At 42.8% G+C, this 19694-nt stretch carries 20 protein-coding genes and 1 pseudogene; 12 read left to right on the forward strand and 9 right to left on the reverse strand.

Features of this window, described 5'->3' with window-relative positions; translation table 11 throughout:
* The first annotated feature begins 570 nt into the window (after positions 1–570).
* The gene (locus V7L12_RS28255) at positions 571–1254 is read left to right on the forward strand and encodes a response regulator transcription factor (RefSeq protein ID WP_334824839.1); all 684 of its coding nucleotides are present in this window, start codon (positions 571–573) and stop codon (positions 1252–1254) included.
* 63 nt (positions 1255–1317) lie between these two features.
* Here V7L12_RS28255 and V7L12_RS28260 read toward each other — a convergent pair whose 3' ends face one another.
* The 4 genes from V7L12_RS28260 to murC form a co-directional block, all read right to left on the reverse strand.
* Complete coding sequence (locus V7L12_RS28260; RefSeq protein WP_335089478.1) at positions 1318–1797, reverse strand: low molecular weight protein-tyrosine-phosphatase; 480 nt, start codon at positions 1795–1797, stop codon at positions 1318–1320.
* Between the two features lie 76 nt (positions 1798–1873).
* Positions 1874–2221 (reverse strand): YbaB/EbfC family nucleoid-associated protein, encoded by a 348-nt coding sequence (locus tag V7L12_RS28265; RefSeq protein WP_322673862.1) that lies wholly within the window; start codon positions 2219–2221, stop codon positions 1874–1876.
* A gap of 319 nt (positions 2222–2540) precedes the next feature.
* Complete coding sequence (gene murB, locus V7L12_RS28270; RefSeq protein ID WP_335089431.1) at positions 2541–3539, reverse strand: UDP-N-acetylmuramate dehydrogenase; 999 nt, start codon at positions 3537–3539, stop codon at positions 2541–2543.
* 124 nt (positions 3540–3663) lie between these two features.
* Complete coding sequence (gene murC / locus V7L12_RS28275; RefSeq protein WP_335089433.1) at positions 3664–5127, reverse strand: UDP-N-acetylmuramate--L-alanine ligase; 1464 nt, start codon at positions 5125–5127, stop codon at positions 3664–3666.
* Between the two features lie 403 nt (positions 5128–5530).
* Here murC and nadD point away from each other — a divergent pair, with 403 nt between their 5' ends.
* Positions 5531–6157, forward strand: coding sequence for a nicotinate (nicotinamide) nucleotide adenylyltransferase (gene nadD, locus V7L12_RS28280; protein ID WP_335089435.1), 627 nt, complete (start codon positions 5531–5533; stop codon positions 6155–6157).
* 116 nt (positions 6158–6273) lie between these two features.
* Positions 6274–7287, forward strand: a complete 1014-nt coding sequence (locus tag V7L12_RS28285; protein ID WP_334824829.1) for a type I glyceraldehyde-3-phosphate dehydrogenase — start codon at positions 6274–6276, stop codon at positions 7285–7287.
* Between the two features lie 110 nt (positions 7288–7397).
* Here the strand turns inward: V7L12_RS28285 and thiL are convergent, their stop codons facing one another.
* The gene (gene thiL / locus V7L12_RS28290; RefSeq protein ID WP_335089437.1) at positions 7398–8426 is read right to left on the reverse strand and encodes a thiamine-phosphate kinase; all 1029 of its coding nucleotides are present in this window, start codon (positions 8424–8426) and stop codon (positions 7398–7400) included.
* An 89-nt stretch (positions 8427–8515) separates the two neighbouring features.
* On the opposite strand from thiL, the gene V7L12_RS28295 reads away from it, so the two are divergent.
* Positions 8516–9124 (forward strand): Uma2 family endonuclease, encoded by a 609-nt coding sequence (locus V7L12_RS28295; RefSeq protein WP_335089439.1) that lies wholly within the window; start codon positions 8516–8518, stop codon positions 9122–9124.
* A gap of 38 nt (positions 9125–9162) precedes the next feature.
* On the opposite strand, the gene V7L12_RS28300 is transcribed toward V7L12_RS28295, so the two are convergent.
* Positions 9163–10269, reverse strand: a complete 1107-nt coding sequence (locus V7L12_RS28300; protein WP_334824823.1) for a peptidylprolyl isomerase — start codon at positions 10267–10269, stop codon at positions 9163–9165.
* A gap of 202 nt (positions 10270–10471) precedes the next feature.
* On the opposite strand from V7L12_RS28300, the gene efp reads away from it, so the two are divergent.
* The 3 genes from efp (at position 10472) to V7L12_RS28315 (ending at position 12106) form a co-directional block, all read left to right on the forward strand.
* Entirely contained in the window at positions 10472–11029 is a 558-nt protein-coding gene (gene efp / locus V7L12_RS28305) for an elongation factor P (protein ID WP_104909016.1), read from the forward strand.
* A gap of 109 nt (positions 11030–11138) precedes the next feature.
* Positions 11139–11696: an acetyl-CoA carboxylase biotin carboxyl carrier protein gene (gene accB, locus V7L12_RS28310; protein WP_335089441.1), complete on the forward strand. Its 558-nt coding sequence runs from the start codon at positions 11139–11141 to the stop codon at positions 11694–11696.
* Between the two features lie 62 nt (positions 11697–11758).
* Positions 11759–12106, forward strand: coding sequence for an ArsR/SmtB family transcription factor (locus V7L12_RS28315; protein WP_104909018.1), 348 nt, complete (start codon positions 11759–11761; stop codon positions 12104–12106).
* Positions 12107–12149: 43 nt separating this feature from the next.
* Here V7L12_RS28315 and V7L12_RS28320 read toward each other — a convergent pair whose 3' ends face one another.
* Together V7L12_RS28320 and V7L12_RS28325 are read right to left on the reverse strand one after the other, a co-directional pair.
* Positions 12150–12761, reverse strand: a complete 612-nt coding sequence (locus tag V7L12_RS28320; protein WP_335089443.1) for a GerMN domain-containing protein — start codon at positions 12759–12761, stop codon at positions 12150–12152.
* Positions 12762–13120: 359 nt separating this feature from the next.
* Positions 13121–14938 carry a proline--tRNA ligase gene (locus V7L12_RS28325; RefSeq protein ID WP_335089445.1) on the reverse strand — a complete coding sequence of 606 codons (1818 nt, stop codon included), beginning with the start codon at positions 14936–14938 and terminating at the stop codon, positions 13121–13123.
* A gap of 249 nt (positions 14939–15187) precedes the next feature.
* Here V7L12_RS28325 and V7L12_RS28330 point away from each other — a divergent pair, with 249 nt between their 5' ends.
* The 5 genes and pseudogenes from V7L12_RS28330 (at position 15188) to V7L12_RS28350 (ending at position 19013) form a co-directional block, all read left to right on the forward strand.
* Positions 15188–16582, forward strand: coding sequence for a 1-acyl-sn-glycerol-3-phosphate acyltransferase (locus V7L12_RS28330; protein WP_335089447.1), 1395 nt, complete (start codon positions 15188–15190; stop codon positions 16580–16582).
* A 99-nt stretch (positions 16583–16681) separates the two neighbouring features.
* Complete coding sequence (locus V7L12_RS28335; RefSeq protein ID WP_335089449.1) at positions 16682–17383, forward strand: ParA family protein; 702 nt, start codon at positions 16682–16684, stop codon at positions 17381–17383.
* A gap of 137 nt (positions 17384–17520) precedes the next feature.
* Positions 17521–18153: a hypothetical protein gene (locus V7L12_RS28340; RefSeq protein ID WP_335089450.1), complete on the forward strand. Its 633-nt coding sequence runs from the start codon at positions 17521–17523 to the stop codon at positions 18151–18153.
* Between the two features lie 186 nt (positions 18154–18339).
* On the forward strand, positions 18340–18543 hold the full coding sequence (locus V7L12_RS28345; protein ID WP_335089452.1) for a FitA-like ribbon-helix-helix domain-containing protein: 204 nt from the start codon (positions 18340–18342) through the stop codon (positions 18541–18543).
* A gap of 41 nt (positions 18544–18584) precedes the next feature.
* Positions 18585–19013, forward strand: a pseudogene (locus tag V7L12_RS28350) (type II toxin-antitoxin system VapC family toxin).
* 64 nt (positions 19014–19077) lie between these two features.
* Here the strand turns inward: V7L12_RS28350 and V7L12_RS28355 are convergent.
* Positions 19078–19656, reverse strand: a complete 579-nt coding sequence (locus tag V7L12_RS28355) for a Uma2 family endonuclease (RefSeq protein WP_335089454.1) — start codon at positions 19654–19656, stop codon at positions 19078–19080.
* Between the last annotated feature and the right edge of the window lie 38 nt (positions 19657–19694).

Raw genomic sequence — 19694 nt, forward strand, 5'->3', positions numbered from 1 at the left:
TGGTGAACTGTATATCACTAATTTAGCTTTTCTAAGTTCACAATTAAGGTTTTCTGGCAATTTTAAGTTAGCTGATAGCGATTACCTCTGAGGTTTCATAGAACAAGTTGCTTGAGCAACTTGTCTCACCAAGCCTGATTTTGTGCAGTTTCACAAATAGGACTTACACATCAAGTAGAGGCAATACCCTGTGGGAAGCCGCTTCTCTCCGAAAGACTCCGCGTAACTTGCTTCTTTGCGTTTACATAAATTCCCCCTACAGAAAATCAAGATTTTCACTCCCTTTTTGCATAAGTCCTGACAAAGAATTGGTATGACGCTAATGATGATGAGTTGTTACAAAATTACAAAGCTCTCTATCCCTCATAAGCACAGGGAGTCTAAGGTGGTTACACTTCGTTAACCTTCCTAATGATTTAAGATTTTCTTTATAAATAAACCCTGAGAGCAGTCATTAGCTGGTAATCCTGTCATAGTATGAGACATAAGAACACTATTATTGTCTGTGTTCACTAACGGAGTACATAGAAGCAAATTTCTAAGTAAAAAAATGCTAGGGATGTATTATCCATGCCCTTGACGATCCTTGTAGTGGATGATGATTTGGGCACTCGTCTGTCTGTTAGCGACTATCTTGAACTGTCTGGCTACTCAGTGATCACGGCTAATGACGGTCAAGAGGCTTTGTTTATGGTGGATGAGTATCATCCTGATTTGATTGTCACGGATATTGTTATGCCACGGATGAATGGCTATGAACTGGTGCGCCGGGTGCGTCAACAACCAGTGTTTCGTTTATTGCCTGTAATTTTATTAACGGCACGCATTAAGACCCAAGAAAGAATTCTGGGCTACCAGTCAGGGTGCGATTTATATTTACCCAAGCCTTTTGAACTGGAAGAGTTAGCAGCAGCAATCCGCAATCTTTTGGAGCGATCGCAAATTATCCAATCAGAATATCGTTTTTCTCATAAAGACAGTTTGGGCATTTCCGGCTTGACAAAAGCGGAGGATGCCCATAACTCTCTGTCCACTCAAATTCAGAAATCCCATCTGCACTCAACCCTAACTCATAGAGAACAGGAAGTCTTAGAGTTATTGACTCATGGTCTTTCTAATGCCGAAATGGGTCATCAGCTACACCTAAGTCCTCGAACCGTGGAAAAGTACGTTAGCAGTTTATTGAGAAAAACCTCAACCAGCAACCGCGCGGAATTAGTCCGTTTTGCGATGAAGCATGGTTTAGTGGAATAAAAGTTAGGAGGAGAGACGCGATTAATCGCGTCTGTACAGGAGTGAGGAATTAAAACTCCTAACTCATAACTCTTCACTTTTAACTTTTGTGAGCAGACCTTCACAAGCATCGATCAGTAAATCAATAACCTGATTAAATCCCTCTTGACCACCGTAATAGGGATCTGGAACTTCCTTTAGAGTGTGTCGAGAACAAAACTCGCACATCAAACGCACTTTATGCTGATATTGCTTAGTTTGATCAAGAGTGAGGATGTTCTCATAATTTTCTCGATCCATAGCTAAAATCAAATCAAAGTCTTGAAAGTCTGACTTTTGGAACTGGCGTGCTCGACCACGCAGTTTAATTCCCAACTTAGTAGCAGCCGCTGCACTCATGCGTCTGTCAGGTGGGCTACCAATGTGATAACTAGATGTACCAGCAGAGTCACAAAGGATGTGTTCGCTCAAGCCAGCCTGCTCAATTAGATGATTCATGATGTTTTCTGCCGAGGGCGATCGGCAGATGTTACCTAAGCAGACAAACAGCAACTTGTAAGGCATAGATATACTTTGTCCTTTGTCAATAGTCATTTGTCCTTTGTCCAGTGACTAATGACCAATGACTAATGACCAATGACTAAAATCCAGGTAACTCCAACCCACTGGTTAATTCTTCCATACGTTCCCGCATTGTTGCTGTGGACTTGTTGTAGGCTTCTTTCATTGCCACTGTTACAAGATCAGAAAGTACTTCTGCACCTTCTGCTAAAGCATCTGGAGAAATTTCTACCCGCTTGGGTTCTTGGTTCCCACTGACAATCACCCTCACAAGACCACCGCCAGATTCTCCTTGAATCTCCATTTGCTCCAATTCTTCTTGGAGTCGCTTTGCACCTTCTTGAACTTGCTGTGCTTTCTTAAAAGCTTCGGCTAATTCTTTCATTTTTCCTAAGCCAAAGCCGAATCCCTGTCCTTTTCCTGTCATAATTATTTGTACGCGTGTGCGTTGAATAACAAATCAAATTCAATTATAGATGCGGTAAGTAATTTGCCTCTTTTTTTACCAATAATTAATGCTTCATAGAATGGGGCATGGGGGAGGGAGTGCGGTCTTGGGGTTTCCCCAAGTGGAGCAGCTGCCGTCATGGGGCACTTGTACTGAGCGTTTAGCGTCTCGTAGAGAAGCTGTTGGCGCAGCCTCTCCAATAATTGTATTGGGCATTGGGCACAGGAGGCAGAGGTGCGGAGGGGAAAAACTTACTGCAATTGCTCCTCTGCTCCCCCTACTTCTTGAATTGAAAGTTTCAACAAGCACCTTGAAACTCTCCGAGCATTTTGACTTCTGGCTCTAAATTAATAGACCAACGTTCTTGTACTTGATGTTGGATATGGCGAATGAGACAGAAGATATCACTAGCTTTTGCCCCACCACGGTTAACGATAAAATTAGCATGGAGTAGTGCTACTTGCGCGCCACCGATTTGGTAGCCTTTCAGACCCGTTTGTTCAATTAACCAGCCAGCACTGTAAGGTTTGGGATTGCGAAACACACTGCCACAACTGGGAAAGTTGTATGGTTGAGTGCTTAAGCGATGCTTTTTATGTTCTTTGGTGATTGCCACAATTTTTGCTGGGTCTGCACCTGGCGCGAGCTGTAAGGTGGCTTGGGTGACTATGCGATCGCCACCTTGCAATAATGAAGTCCGATAGCTATAACCTAACTGTTCCGGGGTAAGAGTTTCCAGCGTACCATCGGGTGAAAGTACCTGGGCACTAACTAACATATCTGCGATACAACTATTATGTGCCCCTGCATTCATCACCACGGCCCCTCCGGCTGTTCCGGGGATACCAACAGCCCACTCCAATCCTTGCCACCCTAATTCTGCTGCCGTCCATGCCAAGCTGGGAATTGATTCTCCGGCAGCAACGGTTAATTGACCGGTTTGGGGGTCAAAGTGGTTGAAGCGGAGATGACGAGTAGCAATGACTAAGCCTGATATACCCCCATCACTCACCAGCAAGTTAGAACCTGCTCCCAGTGTTGTCACCTTTAAATTACGTTCTTTTGCGTATTTAAGACTTGCTTGCAGTGCTTCTAAGTTTCGCGGGGCAACGTATAAATCAGCTGCTCCCCCAACTCTATAGGAAGTAAACGCTGACAAAGAAGCCTGGGACTTGATCGCACAATCAGTACTGGGTAAGAAAATTACTTCGCTTTCCACTGAATTAGCTGTTTGCTGTTTCTTTGTATTCAAAGCAGAAACTGTGCAGACGTTTCCAGCTGCCTGGGAAATGGTCATCTTTACTTTGTTTTGGTAAAATTTTTACATTAATTTACCGCAAAGATACGGTAATAGAATTCACAGATGAAACCGTTGCTATAGGGGCGCTTTGCTCAGAAATAAAACTTCGCAAAGTCTCCACTTAGGATGTGGCTTTAGCCGGCTCACAAAGTGTCGTAATTATTTCAGGAATCACCTGGTTTAAGTTTCCAGCCCCTAAAAACAGCGCCAAGTCTCCTGGGCGTAGTATTTGTAGCAAGTACTCACACACTGCGGGTAAAGTTGGTTCATAAACTACCTGCGAATGCTGTTTAGCAATTTCCGCCGTTAGACGTTCACCACTAATTTGCCCTAAATTAGGTTCGCCTGCACTGTAAATATCAGTCAGCACAACCAAATCAGCATGGGTAAAAGACTCGGCAAATTCTTCTAAAAAGGTCAGTGTACGACTATAGCGATGGGGTTGGAAGATGGCAACCACTCTTTGCCCTGGTCTTGCCTGTAAACGTGCTGCGGCGAGAGTAACGCGAATCTCGCTAGGGTGATGAGCATAGTCATCAATGAAGGTAATGCCATTGACTTCACCTCGGAACTCAAAGCGTCGTCTTGCTCCTTCAAAGGTGGCGATACCTTTGGCAATTGCTCCAAATTCTAAGCCCAAAGCCCGACCAACAGCTACTGCGGCTAGGGCATTGCTGAGATTGTGCCGACTGAGCAAACGCAACGTCAACACGCCCAAAGCTTTGCCTCTTTCCCAAACCAAAGCTGTAGTACCATCAGCACGATAATCAATATTAGTGACGGTGTAATCAGCGTCGGTATCTGAGTGTAAGCTGTAGCTGATTGTGGGTTGCAAGCGATCGCGCACTGTCGCACAGTCAATGCTACCTATTAACGTTTTACAACCCTTAGCAAATGTCTGGAAGGTGTCAATGACTTCTTCTAATGTATCGTAGTGGTCAGGGTGATCGAGTTCAATATTGGTGATGATACCAATTTCGGGAGCGTGTTTTACCAGAGAACCATCTGATTCATCTGCTTCGGCTACCAAATATTGGCTTTGTCCCAATCGAGCATTACCTTCCCAAGCATTGACTTCGCCACCGACTAAAATCGTTGGGTCTAGACCTGCTTCCAGAAGCATATAGCCAATCATACTACTGGTTGTAGTTTTGCCGTGTGTTCCTGCCACTGCAATACTGTAGTAATCGGCAATTAAAGCTGCTAGTACATCTGAACGATGTAAAACTGGACAACCTAATTCCAGCGCTGCTTTGTATTCTAAATTATTAGTGTTAATTGCTGTTGAACAAATGACTTGAGGCAATTTTGACTTAGTATCAGCAGGTAATTGTTCTTGTGAATTTAATACTACTGGATTAGCTAATACCTGAGGGTGAAAGAATTCGAGATTGCTTGCCTCTTGTTTACCAAAAATATGAGCACCGATAGATTCCAACTTGTGCGTAATGTGGTTAGGACGAAGATCCGAACCTGACACTGGAAATTGACGCTTTGCGAGAACGTATGCCAGAGCAGACATACCTATGCCACCGATGCCAATGAAATGAAATGGTCTACCACTAAAATCTACAGAATTAGTCATTTATTGCTCCTCTTACACCACACCACACCATAATCACAAATGACACGCGTATCATAACAGGAATTTGATTTTTACCGTAACTACTCCTGTATCATGTTCATGTTTGATGCCCAAATGATGTTTCTGCTCTGGCTTTCCTGGTTCAGAATGATTTTACCTTTGTTGGAGGTTTTTGCTATTTCTGAACTGTTCTTAAGATTATTCTGAAAATTTTGGCCGCATCGGGAAAGAAATTCTTGTAATGTCAAATACATATTTTTGGCTAGCTTACTGGAGTTGGCTACATAATACATTGTTTAGTGAAACTAATTTGAAATTGCATCAAGTCTAGGCGTGAATTGAGTACAATAGTACATTGGTAATGAAACTATTTTTCAATTGCATAAAACCCAGGCTTATCTGGATGCAGCAATTAGCAATTTTTGGTGGCACATTCGATCCAATTCATTGGGGACACCTGCTCGTAGCCGAGACAGCTTTGCATCAAGTATCGCTTGAAAAGGTAATTTGGGTGCCATCCCTAAATCCTCCTCACAAAGAAGCAGCTTTGTTTGAGCATCGTCGGCAAATGCTGCAATTGGCCATCAAAGATAACCCAGCATTTACTGTCTCACTAGTGGAGACTAATCGCTCTGGGACTTCTTATGCCATTAACACCCTGATTGACTTATCTGCTTGTTACCCAAATACTCACTGGTACTGGATTGTGGGCTTGGATACTTTCCAAACCTTACCCGGTTGGTACCGGGGACACGAATTAGCACAAATGTGTGATTGGTTAATCGCACCCCGACAGCTAGGTGGTGAGACTATAACTCAAAGCAAATTAATCTGCAAGCAAGTGGAGGAACAACTCAAGGAGGAGTCTGTGATCATTCACTGGCAACTCTTGAATATACCTTTAGTAGGAGTTTCGTCAAGTCTAATTCGCAAATTTTGCCGCGAACGCCAGTCAATTCGTTATTTAGTCCCGGAATCGGTCAGATCATATATCACTAACAACAATCTCTACTCTTACAAATCTGAATAAATTATGTGTTTTTTTATTGATCTAACACTTTATGGTTAAAAGTGCCCCCCCCCTTTGCGATATGATTGGGGTCAACGATATCAACATATAAGCATAAATACAGAGGGCAAGACACTGTGATTAGAGTTGCAATCAACGGTTTCGGGCGGATTGGACGTAACTTTGCGCGTTGCTGGGTGGGTAGAGAGAATAGTCGGATCGATCTTGTCGCTATTAATGACACTTCAGACCCTAGAACCAATGCTCACCTGCTGAAGTATGACTCAATGCTAGGCAAGATCAAAGGTGCTGAGATTAGTGCTGACGATAACTCTATCATCGTCAACGGTAAGACCATTAAGTGCGTATCCGATCGCAACCCCGAAAACTTGCCCTGGAAAGATTGGGGAATTGACCTAATTATCGAAGCAACTGGGGTATTTACTAGTAAAGAAGGAGCGCTCAGGCACGTAAATGCCGGAGCCAAGAAAGTTCTGATTACCGCTCCTGGTAAAAACGAGGATGGTACTTTTGTAGTTGGTGTGAATCATCATGACTATGACCACAACAAACACCACATTATCAGTAATGCTAGCTGTACTACCAACTGCTTGGCACCAATTGCCAAGGTATTGAACGATAAGTTTGGCATCATCAAAGGTACGATGACCACCACCCACAGCTATACAGGCGATCAGCGCTTGCTAGACGCTTCTCACCGGGATTTGCGACGGGCGAGGGCAGCAGCAATAAACATTGTACCCACCTCTACTGGTGCAGCAAAAGCAGTGGCGCTGGTTATCCCAGACCTTAAAGGCAAGCTAAATGGCGTTGCCTTGCGCGTACCAACCCCGAACGTCTCAATGGTAGATTTCGTAGTTCAGGTTGAGAAGCGTACTATTACTGAAGAAGTTAACCAAGCTCTCAAAGATGCTGCCGAAGGTTCACTTAAAGGTATTTTAGACTACAGCGAACTAGAACTAGTATCTTCTGATTATCAAGGTAGTGATGCTTCTTCGATTGTTGATGCAAACTTGACTTTGGTCTTGGGTAATGACTTAGTAAAAGTTATGGCGTGGTATGACAACGAGTGGGGTTACAGCCAACGAGTCTTGGATTTGGCAGAATTAGTCGCTGAAAAGTGGCAATAAAATAATTAGTCATTGGTCATTGGTCATTGGTCATTGGTCATTAGAAAAATGACATAGACGCGCTAGCGGCTACTTTACGAGTTCTCCAACGGAGTACCCGCAGGGTAGGACTATTGACCAAAATGTTGAAATCCCTGGCTAAGATTCAGAACTTGGTCAGGGAATTTTTTTTGCTCGTCGTGCAATAGTACTGTTGAGCCAGGTGTAATCCTGCCTGCGATCGCAGCACCTTCTCCAAGATGTTGCACTAAGGCTGATGCTAATTCTTGTGGTAAGCACAGTACTAATTCAAAGTCTTCGCCACCATATAGAGCATATTTTAGCGCTTGGTCTGGTGTCAGCCAATGGTTAAAAGTTTTTGGTACAGGAATTTGTCTGTGTTCTAAGACAGCGCCAACGTCACTGGCGCGGCAAATTTGAATAATCGCATCTGCTAAACCATCGCTGCTATCCATACCAGCAATGGAGAGTTGGAAGTTAGGAGTTAAGATTTTCCAGAGGATTGGTAAGACATCTAATCGTGGCTGTGGGCGTTGGTGTGCGCGGATTAGAGCCGTCTTTTCTTCGTTGTTGAGGTTTTGGTTTTGTCCTAGTTGGGGATGCAATAGCAGTTCTAAGCCTGCGTGGGAGGCTCCATGAACGCCTGTAACGACGATCGCGTCCCCAACAACAGCAGCAGAACGGCGGATAATTTGACTAGGGTTAACTTGACCAAAAGCGGTAATTGCCAGAGTAGTAACAGGCGATCGCACAATATCACCCCCGACAATTGAGGTATTGTATTTTTGCAGGCATTCTGTGATTCCCTGGTACAATCGCTCAACCCAACTCACCCTAAGTTCACCGGGTAGTCCCAACCCGACAGTGATTCCCAATGGAGAAGCACCCATTGCTGCTAAATCTGATAAATTGGCAGCAGCAGCTCGCCAACCAGCATCTTCTGGGGAAGTGGTGAGGTTGCTAAAATGCACGCCATCAACCAGTACATCTGTAGTCACTACCAAAGATTGCCCTGGTGCAGTCACAAGTACTGCGGCATCATCACCGATAATTTCTGGAGGACAGAAGCGCTGTAATCTTTCTAAAAGACCTTGTTCGCCAATGTCTTTTACCTGTTGAGAAGATAAATCACTGTTCACAATCGGTTTTCCGTGTTGCAAAATTACGAAGAAAACTGATGATTTACTTTACTGTTTAAGATAAGGGTATTGTCTAGGAGTCAGTTGGAATGGTAACAACACCAGTAACCAGCATTACGTTTGAGGAGTACTTAACCTATGATGATGGTAGCGATTTCCATTATGAACTGGTGGATGGGAAGCTAGAGTTAATGAATCCACCTACTATTGAACATTTCCTGATTGTCGATTTTTTGGATACTGCCTTGAAAGCAGAAATCAAACGTTGTAACTATACTTGGCTGTGTTTTCGGGAAAGTGGGCTGAGAACGGGTAGAAATAGATATAAGTTGACCGATCTGTGTGTAGTGACACTGGAGCAAGCTAGAGAATTGTTGAATGCTTCAGCAGTATTTGAGTCACCCCCGTTATTAATTGTTGAGGTGGTTAGTCCAGAATCGCTTAAACGGGACTATCGCTATAAGCGATCAGAATATGCGGCGTTAGAGGTTCCTGAATATTGGATTGTAGACCCACTGGAAACAAAAGTTTCCGTGTTACTACTGGAACATGGATTGTACGAAGAAACAGTTTTTACAACAACTCAACAAATTGTATCACGGACTTTTCCAGAATTAGCGATACCTGCGGCACACTTCGTGAACGCAGTTGATCAGATATTCACCGCCGGAAATCTGAATCAGGGGAGACGCGATTAATCGCGTCTGTACAGGAATTATTCTCCCCCTGCTCCTTTTTATGCAGCTTGCGGCTGAACCAGATTTTCTATTCCCTGAACCACAGTTGCCGATTCAATTTTGTCGCCAGCCTTCAGTTTATCCAAAACTTCTTTTCCTTCGGTGAGATAGCCAAAAACGGCATAGCGACCATCCAATAGGTTGCGTCCGGCGGGGGTGAGTTCTGGTTCAAACAAAAAGAAGAAAAATTGTGATGAACCACCATTTACTTCACTTTCAGGACGAGCCATTACTACTGCACCAAAGGCAGAAAAAGGTAGAACTGGCATATCAACGTAACGACCAGCTTCTTCTAGAGTAATGCCATAAGTAGGTGCTTTATCTCCTTGAACTAAGATTTCTAAGGGAATAGCACGATATTTGCCAGTTTTTGGGTCAATGAAACCCACATCTTTCCCAGCAGGATCTCCAGTTTGGAGAAAGTAAGATTCTTCAGAACGGGTAAATTCTAAGCCATTATAAAAACCCCTCTGTACCAAATCTACAAAATTACCAGCAGTTACAGGAGCGCTGTAACCGTCTACGACAAGAGCTAAATCGCCTTTGTTGGTTTTAATTTCTACAGTGGCACGACCTTTAAGTTGCGGCAGGTTACTGTACTGGGCAGGCACTTCAAAGGGGAATTGTTTCACCATTGAATCTTCTAGCCCAGTAACAAGATTTAGTAGTTTACTTCTCTCTTGCAGTATTTGTTCTTTATCTTTACTGTTCGCCAATTCTTGCAATTTACCCACCCCAGCTTTCAACTCTGTAATCCAAGCTTCAGCTTGGGGTTGGCGTTCTGCGGGAACGCTTGTTAAGATTTGGGAAGGTTTATCGAGAATGCGGGATGCTTGGCTGATGTCTTTGGAAATAGCACCCCAACGTCGATTTGCCCGCAGTTGGGCAGAGATGTCCTCTAAGCTGCCTTGTAGTTGCCGCACAGGTTTGTTATCTATCGGGAGTGCATACCGCAACAAAGCCTTACCGTCGGTAATTGCATTACCTGCTGGGAGTGCGGCGCTACTGGAGGGAGTCCACCCAGCTGTAGTTATGCCTAAAAATATTGTTATCAGCAGTATTGCCATTAGGCTGTTCTTCAGCCAGGATTTTAATAAGTTAAGCATGGGATAACTCAAATGCAGCAGTGAATTGTTGACTGGACGTAACCCATAAATAATCTTCCCACGTTAGGTGATGAGTGGAGCAGAGGTCTAGGGCAGAGGAAAAATAACTAATGACAATGACACTAAACTAATGACAAATGCCCAATGACGACCCTAGAAGGGTACAATAAATGCCGATTGTCTTCCAAAATTTGAAAGTTTCATGATCTCCAGTAACGACTTTCGACCCGGTGTTTCAATTGTATTGGATGGGTCTGTATGGCGAGTGCTTGAATTCTTGCACGTCAAACCAGGCAAAGGTTCTGCCTTTGTACGAACTAAGCTAAAAAATGTCCAGAGTGGGAGCGTTATGGAAAAAACGTTCCGCGCAGGGGAAACAGTGCCACAAGCCACCTTAGAAAAAAGCACGATGCAGCATACCTATAAAGAAGGCGATGAGTTTGTCTTTATGGATATGGAAACCTATGAAGAAGGCAGATTGACTCGCCAGCAAATTGGCGATCGCGTCAAGTATCTTAAGGAAGGTATGGAAGCCGAAGTGATTCGGTGGGGCGAACAGGTATTGGGAGTAGAATTACCTAAGTCTGTGGTTCTAGAAATTGTCCAAACAGATCCAGGTTTAAAAGGTGACACCGCCACAGGTGGCTCAAAACCAGCAACTCTGGAAACTGGTGCAGTTGTGATGGTTCCTTTATTTATTTCCCAAGGAGAACGTATCAAAGTTGATACTCAGGAAGATAAATATATCAGCAGGGAATAACTTTCATCTCTACGGGGATGCTTGCTCCCGATTGAAATCCCTACATAGGGATTAATTCCCTGCCACACTTAAAATGCTAATTTACGGATAGGTCGAGGTAATAAAAACTGTGCCATTGGACTTTAATGAAATCCGCCAACTATTGGCAACTATCGCACAAACAGATATTGCAGAAGTCATACTCAAAAGCGATGATTTTGAGCTAACAGTCCGTAAGGCTGTGAGCATTAGCAATCCGATGTTGTCGGTAGGTCAAGGGACTTTAGGCGGTGTGGTAGGTTCAGGCTTGACATCGGGTTCATCTGGGGGAAACCAGGTAAGCGGAAGTCAGCTAACAGAGGTGTCCACATCTCGTGTATTTGAGAATACTGGAACTAGCACACAAATGCAGTTGTCAGTAAATCCTCCCTCAACCATTGACCAGAGATTAGTAGAAGTGCCTTCCCCAATGGTAGGAACGTTTTATCGCGCTCCTGCACCTGGGGAAGTGGCATTTGTGGAAGTGGGCGATCGCGTCCGTAAGGGTCAAACAGTCTGTATCATTGAAGCCATGAAGCTGATGAATGAAATCGAAGCCGAAGTCTCTGGACAGGTGATGGAAATTCTTCTCGAAAATGGCGACGCTGTAGAATATGGTCAACCTTTGATGCGAATTAACCCTGATTAAGTATTAATGTATATATGATGTGAGTCATTGTTAAAACTTTCAGTCCTTGCGGGTCAACCCTGATGAAACAAACGTTGCCTTTACCACCAGAAGTGGTGCAACAAGTAGCTGAATACTTCAGCCTGTTAAGTGAGCCAATGCGCCTACGGCTGCTACACTTATTAAGGGATGAAGAAAAATGCGTGCAAGAGTTGGTAGAGGCAACACAGACTTCTCAGGCAAATGTGTCAAAACACCTGAAGGTAATGTGGCAAGCAGGTATTCTTAGCCGCCGCAGTGAAGGAACTTGCGCCTATTACCGGGTGGAAGATCAAATGATTTTTGATTTGTGTAATCGGGTTTGCGATCGCCTCGCTACAAGGTTAGAGCAGCAAGCCCGTAATTTTCGTGTGTTAAATAGCAAACGTTAGGTCATTTGTCATTTGTCCAAAACTAATGACTAATGACCAATGACTAAAGCGGATAATCTTTCTGAAACTGTTCACGAGTTAGCGGTTGTTGTAACTCTACACCCTCGCCACCTAAAACATCCAACGGTTTGCTGTTCACGTCAATGTACACTTTGGCTTTGGGATTTAAAGTTGTTGCAGTGTAAACAACTTGTCCCACACGGCCCATCATTGAGGTGCTACCACCACCGCTGGTAAAATCTTCAGATAAATTAACGTGAACCTCATCATTTTCAGCTTTCAACCCCAATAGCTTGGTTCCTTTAGGGATGGTTGTTGTATCTGTCCCTTCTGTTGGACCTGCTAACAAACTCTGGAAAGCTGCTTCTAAAGGCTGGTTGGGTCGAATAGAAGCTACTCTAACAGGCTGGGGAACCAAAGTAACATTTTTGTTGTTTGATCTTAGCCAATAAACGTTGGGGGTTTGCTCATTAGCTGGCTGCCTAGTTGATGGCTGTGCTGGCTGATCAATGCGGCCAGAAGGGTTTGATGGTATGGGAGTATTGCTGGACTGTGTGGTAAACCAAGCTACACCGCCACCCACCGCTACAACCGCTGCTGACACCGCTGCAATTATGCCTGAAGAAATACGATTAGATCCTTGTTGGTCTTTCATGTTCAAAACCTTCCTAACTGAGGGCTGATATGGTAGTTATGTGAGGAGCAGCCTGGTTAAAGACGATACTTATAAGTGGAGAGTTTCCCACAATCTAGAGGAGACTTAATACCTCTTAATTATGTAAGTTACCAATTCAATTTTAGAATTTTTATTTCTAATCCGTCACCTACCAAATTATGTAAATTTTGGAAAGACGCGATTAATCGCGTCTCTGGGGAATCTGACTTTTCATCGAGTCTGGAAAACCTCTCTCTAAATCTCTCTCCTTCGAGGAGAGAGACTTTGAATTTTCCCTCTTCCCGTCGCGGGAAGGGGGTTAGGTTTTTCGTGAGTCTTTGTTGGAAATGGGAAATTTTCTAATCCCTACTCCCCTCTATAGCTTCCGTAATCCACTTATGAAGTGTTGTTGTCACTTCATCAATGACTATTTCTTGAGATTTACGGGTGGCTCTTTCTACAACTTCAACTTTGCCATTAGCGATCGCCCGCCCGGTTACAATTCTATAAGGGATGCCAATCAAATCCGCATCTTTAAATTTCACTCCCGCCCGTTCGTCGCGGTCATCTAGTAGGGTTTCAATTCCCCTAGAGTTGAGTTCTGTGTAAAGTTTTTGGGCGATTTCGATTTGTTGAGCATCCTTAATGTTGGGGATTGTGACGATCGCGTGATAAGGAGCGATCGCAACTGGCCAAATAATCCCATCTTTATCGTAAGATTGCTCTACGGCAGCTTGCGCTAATCGTGATACACCTACGCCAAAACAACCCATAAATAGCGGCTTTTCTTCACCCTGTTGATTGGTATAAGTTGCACCCATCGCTTGGGAATATTTAGTGCCTAATTGGAAGATGTGACCTGCTTCGATTCCACGAGCGCTGAAGAGAGTTTGTCCTGGGTTGTGGATGGCGCGATCGCCTGATCTTGCCTTACGTATATCTACTACTGTACTTGGCAATGTAAATTGCTCACCCCAATTAGCACCAACGACGTGATAGCCAGCTTCATTCGCACCTGTGACAAAGTTTTTTAAATCAACGGCTGTTTGATCTACCAAGCGCAAAAACTTGGGATGGATCTGCTTGTTGGCGGTAATATACTCATCTGTGATGTCTGGCGCAATGTAGCCTAAAGGTAGAGATTTAGCTGTCCATGTTTGCTGGGCTTCTACATTTGGTACATTCAAACTAATAATAGTTTTAGCGCCATATTCAGAAGCTAGTTTGGTCAATTCATTTTGCAACTTGACTTCATTAACTTCCTGATCGCCTCGGATGCTTACCAGAAGCAACACCGTTAAACCATTATCATAAACTGTTTGATAAAGGACATTTTTCACTAATTGAGTGGGAGAAGAGTTGAGGAGTTGACAGACCTTTTCAATGGTTTCTGTTCCAGGTGTATCGCGTTTTTCATAGGTTGTAAACCGTGAAGTTTCGACGTCAATTGGTAAAGAAACAGCCTTTTCTACGTTAGCGGCGTATTTACCATCCTCAGTGTAGAGAACTTCGTCTTCACCAGCTTCCGCCAAAATCATAAATTCTGTGGAACCAGAACCACCAATTGCACCAGAATCAGCTTCCACTGCCCGAAAAGCTAAACCAGAACGCCGCAGGATATTGCTGTAGGCTTTATACATATCCTGGTAAGTTTCTTTGAGGCTGGCTTCATCGGCGTGGAAAGAGTAGCCATCCTTCATGATAAATTCCCGTCCGCGCATTAAACCAAAGCGGGGACGAATTTCATCGCGGAATTTAGTTTGAATTTGGTAGAGATGTAGTGGTAGCTGGCGATAAGAGCGAATCATATCACGAGCGATCGCTGTGATTACTTCTTCATGAGTTGGGCCTAATCCTAATTGTTGCTCCCGGCGGTCAATTAGGGAAAACATGATCCCCTCAGCTTTCGTGTAAGTGTCCCAGCGTCCCGATTCCTTCCAGAAGTCCGCAGGTTGTAATTGTGGTAGGAGACATTCTTGTGCGCCTGTAGCGTTCATTTCTTCCCGCACAATCAGGGAAACTTTTTGCAGTACCCGCCACATTAACGGGAGATAAGCATAGATACCACTACCGATGCGACGAATGTAACCTGCACGGAGTAATAATTTATGGCTGGGAATCTCAGCATCAGCTGGATCGTCACGCAGTGTAACAAATAACATTTGTGAAAGTCGCATCGTTTAATTCCTTTCCAGAATCACTAATTTCTATGTCAACTAAAGTATGAAGTATTAAGGATGAAGTACAAAGTACACAGTGTTATTTCTTTTTCATTTTTACTTACAGGTTAGGGGCTAGGGGCTAAACAAGAGAGATTTTCATCCTTCTTTATGTAAGAAGTACATGGAGATTTACTTGAAAAAGTCCTGAGTAAAAAATACTAGTCCCCAATCCACAGTCCCCAATCACTTTAGGAGAAAACTACCTTGGCAGATGTAATTTATCAAGCACAGGCACCCTTAGAATTTATTCCGCCGGCGTTTAACCCCTTATTTCTACGAGTCGTCCATCTGTTGCTACCCAGTTGGATAAACTGGCAAACATCTATTACCCAAATTGAAGCAGACAACGTAGAAGTTCTGGTGGATCTCTATCGCCAGTTTCAGGAGGGTAAGATCCGTTTTATGCTGGCATTTCGCCATCCGAAAACAGACGATCCGTTTTGTTTGGGTTACTTGCTGTCTCAACTCGTGCCAAAGGTAGCACGATCGCAGGGTATAACACTACAACTTCCCATTCACGCTCATTTTATCTACGATCGCGGCATTCCTCTCTGGGCAGGTTCTCACGTTGGTTGGATTGCTTCTCATTTAGGTGGTACTCCAATTCAGCGAGGTAAGGCTGACTGGACGGGGTTACGTTCGGCACGTGACTTGTTTGCTAATGGAAAATTTCCGATGGCGGCTGCGCCTGAAGGTGCTACCAATGGTTTATCGGAGAATATTAGCCCCCTAGAACCTGGTATTGCCCAATTAGGCTTTTGGTGTGCTGAAGATTTGCACAAAGCTGGAAGCGACCAACAGGTTCTAATTGTACCAGTTGGGATTAAATATAGTTACGTTGATGCTCCTTGGGAGGCGATCGCTAATCTTTTAACTGAATTAGAAGCGGCTAGTGGTTTACCTGTGAATCCAGCAGAAAATGCTTCTGTGGAGTCGCTTTATCCCCGGTTGTTGACTTTGGCAGAACATTTACTTTTGCTAATGGAGGAATTTTACACCCGGTTTTATCATCAAAAACTGCCAGATCCTAAGATTGTCAATGGGCAAATTCCAGATAGAAATGAAGCCTTAGCAGCTCGTTTACAAGCTTTATTGAATGCAGCCCTGTTAATCTCAGAACAGTATTTTAATTTACAGTCAAAAGGTAGTTTGAGTGATCGTTGTCGGCGAGTAGAGCAAGCAGGTTGGAATTATATATTTAGAGAAGAATTTAAGGATGTAAAAGGGGTATCTGCTGTAGAAAGAGCTTTAGGCGATCGCATTGCAGAAGAAGCGAATGCGCGGATGTGGCACATGCGTTTAGTAGAAAGTTTTGTGGCAGTTTCTGGTAATTATATTCGTGAAAATCCCACAGCAGAAAGGTTTGCTGAGACAACTTTAATTTTATGGCAAATGATTGATAAAATAAAAGGCGATAAAGGTGTGCAGCGTCCGCAATTGGGCAAGCAAAAAGTAAAAATTACTGTGGGTAAACCGATATCTATTTCTGAACATTACTCGGCGTACAAGGAAAATCGGTTGGGTGCTAGACAAGCTGTTGCTGATGTGACGAATGATTTACAACACGCGTTGGAAAGTTTGATTTCAAAAGAAGGATGATGGCAATCACTCCTGACAACTCAATAAATATGATTATATATATACAATGAGCATGGAGGTATTAGACCAAACTTACTGTAAAGTCTAAACATAATCTACATGGCTAAAAAAGTTTCTATCATCAATATGAAGGGTGGGGTTGGCAAATCAACCCTCACTGTAAATCTTGCTTGGCACTTTGCTGCATATACCCATTGGGCAAAGAATACCTTAGTTGTTGATCTTGACGCTCAATTCAATGCAAGTCAATATTTACTAGGAGTTAGTAAATATAAGACAATACTCAATCAAGGTAAACCAACTACGTGGGACATTCTGGAACAGAACACACGCACACCAACAGGACTGAGTAGAATTATTGATCCACACAAACTCATCCATAATGTTGTTACTTTTGTCACTGACAGTAGGATAGACCTAGTTCCATCAAGGGTTGAACTCGCTTTTTCTCTGAAAAACCCAGCACAGAAGGAGAAGCAACTTTCCAAAATACTTGCCAAAATTGAAAATGATTATGATTTAATACTGATTGACTGTGCTCCAACTGAGTCAGTCCTAACGACAGCTGCATATCTTGCAAGTGACTATTTGCGGGTTCCAGTAAAACCAGAATATCTTGCTGCTATCGGATTACCCCTTCTGGTAAATTCAATGAATGATTTCAAAAACGAAAATGAGGAGCATAATTTGAGCCTTGCGGGAGTGGTTTTTAATGCCGCAGAGAATTATTATCCAGAAGAACAACTATCAAAAAACATGGTGCGAGATTTAGCTTCTAAACTGGGTTGGTATGTATTTTAAGCAGAGGTTCCTTACTCCAAATCATTTCCCAAAGGTGCAAGGGAGGGTAAGCCTATTATTAACACTTCATATGCTCGTACAGTTCAAAAAGCGCGTTTTATGAACTTTGCAGAAGAATTTGCTAAGAGGATTAGTCTGTGACGGATCAACCAGAATTTGAACTATTAATAGAAATTCCTAAACTGCTCAAAAAGCACAGTCCAGAGTTTTCTAAGAGTCTTGCTGAACTTCTGTCCTCGCCAAAATTTATAGAACACTTAGTTTCGGTTCTCTCAAGTAGGAACACAATAAGTTCAACAGGCATAACTCAGCAAATAAAGCCAACAGCAAGTAATCAAAGGTTGAAAAGACCTCGCTCATCATTAACTAAAAAAGCTAAAACATCTCAAAAAAAAGAGAGTCAGTCAGCAAAAGACAGTTTACCTGCAAGTGTCTCTTATCCGTTATTCTTAAAGGAGCTAGAGAAAACAGATCCTGAGAAATCAGCATTGCTTGTCAAACTTTATTATAGCCTGATAAACAAAACTCTCTTACCAACTCTGCAAGATATTCGGAATTTTGCATCAGATACAGGCTTATCAACAATAAAAGCAACCTCTCGCAACAAGGCAATCATTCCTCTTGTCAGAGATTTATTATCTTTGAATATTGAGCAATTAAAGACAAAACTTGATGGGCTGATGCCAGTTTTACCCGAAGACGATCGCAGTCTTGAAGCTTGGGCAAATATAATTTTAGATAAAGAGCGGCAAACAAAACAAGAAGACTGAATTTAGTGAGTTATCTATTCGGGCAATTCACCAAAGCGTTCCCGGTAACGCTGTAAGAGTTGTTCTGCTAATTCTCACTGCTGTCGTTCCTGTTCAGCACGAATGCTTGCTTGTTCTGCAAGTTATTCTGAGGTGGTAAATCTATTACCTATAATAAGCTTGACAGAAAAATGCTATCAATTGATTATGAACAATATCACTATATCTAATCTTGATGATGACATCAAATATCGACTACAAAAACGAGCCGAAAAACATGGTCGTTCCCTTGAAGAAGAAGCCAGAGAAATTCTTCGTATGGCTCTAACAGAAAATCACGACCATCGCTTAAACTTAGCTAATATACTTGAGGAACGTTTTGCGAATTTGGGGGACTTTGAATTACCGTAAATTCCTAGAGAACCTATTCGCACCGTATCAACATTTGAAGAATGATTATTCTTGATACAAACGTTTTGTCAGAATTAATGAAGCCTAAAAAGTCTGAACTAGTTCGTAGTTGAGCTGCTCAACAATCGTTAATAAATCTGTTTACCACAACAATTACACAAGCAGAAATTCTCTATGGTATCGCCTTACTCCCTGTGGGAAAAAGACGAGAAGAACTTAGTCAAGCAGCACAACTGATGTTCTCAGAAGATTTTGCTGGGCGTGTTCTTCCTTTTGATCAAGCTGCTGCTGTAGCTTTTGCTAATATTGCGTCTCAAAGAAGACACAATGGGACTCCTATTTCCCAAGCTGATGCTCAGATTGCAGCTATTTGTTACACTCATGCAGCAACTATAGCAACACGCAATTTCTCTGACTTTCAACGGTGTGGTATTTCTATTATTAATCCTTGGGAAGTCTCCAGCAGATAGAAGATATACCCTATAATTGAGGTGGACGATAGACACACAGTAGCTTGTCGTTAGACATAGCCTTTTATAAATTAACTGGGAATACCTTAGATAAATCCAAAACTAAATCAATAAAACAGGGCAGCTTAACTGATTCATTTGGCAGATAAATTAACTTGCGACGATAACCAAATTTAACTTGCATTTGATAAGGTTCGCTGTCGCACTCCAGATAATTATCTACTAAATTAAATATCCAATAATCAGAGATATTTGCTTCTGCATAAATAAGTAGCTTTTCATCTTGGTGATATTTTAAGGATGAATCAGCAATTTCAATTAAGAATAAAATATCAGATGGGCTGGGATGATTCGCTAGATAATCATCATCTCTATTTTTTGCAATTACTCTATCTGGTTCAGGCTCACTGTTGTCAGACAAAGTAATTGGCTGTTGTCCTCGCAGGGTTGCGCGATCGCCTACTAGTTTATATAATTCTCGTTCTAGGCGTGTTTCACAAACAGAGTGCGGTGTACCTTTTGCTGCCATCTGGATTATTTCACCCTTAATTAGCTCAACTCGGTCATTCTCCTCAAAGAAGCCGAGTTCAGCTAGACGGTGATATTCAGCTATAGTAAAGCGTTTAGCAGTGGTAAGGCTCATAACAACTACGAAAATGCAGAGTTGCTTTTATCTTAATA

Origin of the sequence: Nostoc sp., from assembly GCF_036918245.1 — a bacterium.
GTDB lineage: Bacteria > Cyanobacteriota > Cyanobacteriia > Cyanobacteriales > Nostocaceae > Nostoc.

What these genes read in the sequence shown, in the direction of transcription:
- V7L12_RS28325 (WP_335089445.1), bottom strand. Translation starts at nt 14,938, where the DNA reads ATGCGACTTTCACAAATGTTATTTGTTACACTGCGTGACGATCCAGCT.
- V7L12_RS28255 (WP_334824839.1), top strand. Translation starts at nt 571, where the DNA reads ATGCCCTTGACGATCCTTGTAGTGGATGATGATTTGGGCACTCGTCTG.
- V7L12_RS28260 (WP_335089478.1), bottom strand. Translation starts at nt 1,797, where the DNA reads ATGCCTTACAAGTTGCTGTTTGTCTGCTTAGGTAACATCTGCCGATCG.
- V7L12_RS28300 (WP_334824823.1), bottom strand. Translation starts at nt 10,269, where the DNA reads ATGCTTAACTTATTAAAATCCTGGCTGAAGAACAGCCTAATGGCAATA.
- V7L12_RS28335 (WP_335089449.1), top strand. Translation starts at nt 16,682, where the DNA reads ATGGCTAAAAAAGTTTCTATCATCAATATGAAGGGTGGGGTTGGCAAA.
- V7L12_RS28295 (WP_335089439.1), top strand. Translation starts at nt 8,516, where the DNA reads ATGGTAACAACACCAGTAACCAGCATTACGTTTGAGGAGTACTTAACC.
- V7L12_RS28345 (WP_335089452.1), top strand. Translation starts at nt 18,340, where the DNA reads ATGAACAATATCACTATATCTAATCTTGATGATGACATCAAATATCGA.
- murB (WP_335089431.1), bottom strand. Translation starts at nt 3,539, where the DNA reads ATGACCATTTCCCAGGCAGCTGGAAACGTCTGCACAGTTTCTGCTTTG.
- efp (WP_104909016.1), top strand. Translation starts at nt 10,472, where the DNA reads ATGATCTCCAGTAACGACTTTCGACCCGGTGTTTCAATTGTATTGGAT.
- murC (WP_335089433.1), bottom strand. Translation starts at nt 5,127, where the DNA reads ATGACTAATTCTGTAGATTTTAGTGGTAGACCATTTCATTTCATTGGC.
- V7L12_RS28320 (WP_335089443.1), bottom strand. Translation starts at nt 12,761, where the DNA reads ATGAAAGACCAACAAGGATCTAATCGTATTTCTTCAGGCATAATTGCA.
- V7L12_RS28355 (WP_335089454.1), bottom strand. Translation starts at nt 19,656, where the DNA reads ATGAGCCTTACCACTGCTAAACGCTTTACTATAGCTGAATATCACCGT.
- V7L12_RS28265 (WP_322673862.1), bottom strand. Translation starts at nt 2,221, where the DNA reads ATGACAGGAAAAGGACAGGGATTCGGCTTTGGCTTAGGAAAAATGAAA.
- nadD (WP_335089435.1), top strand. Translation starts at nt 5,531, where the DNA reads ATGCAGCAATTAGCAATTTTTGGTGGCACATTCGATCCAATTCATTGG.
- V7L12_RS28315 (WP_104909018.1), top strand. Translation starts at nt 11,759, where the DNA reads ATGAAACAAACGTTGCCTTTACCACCAGAAGTGGTGCAACAAGTAGCT.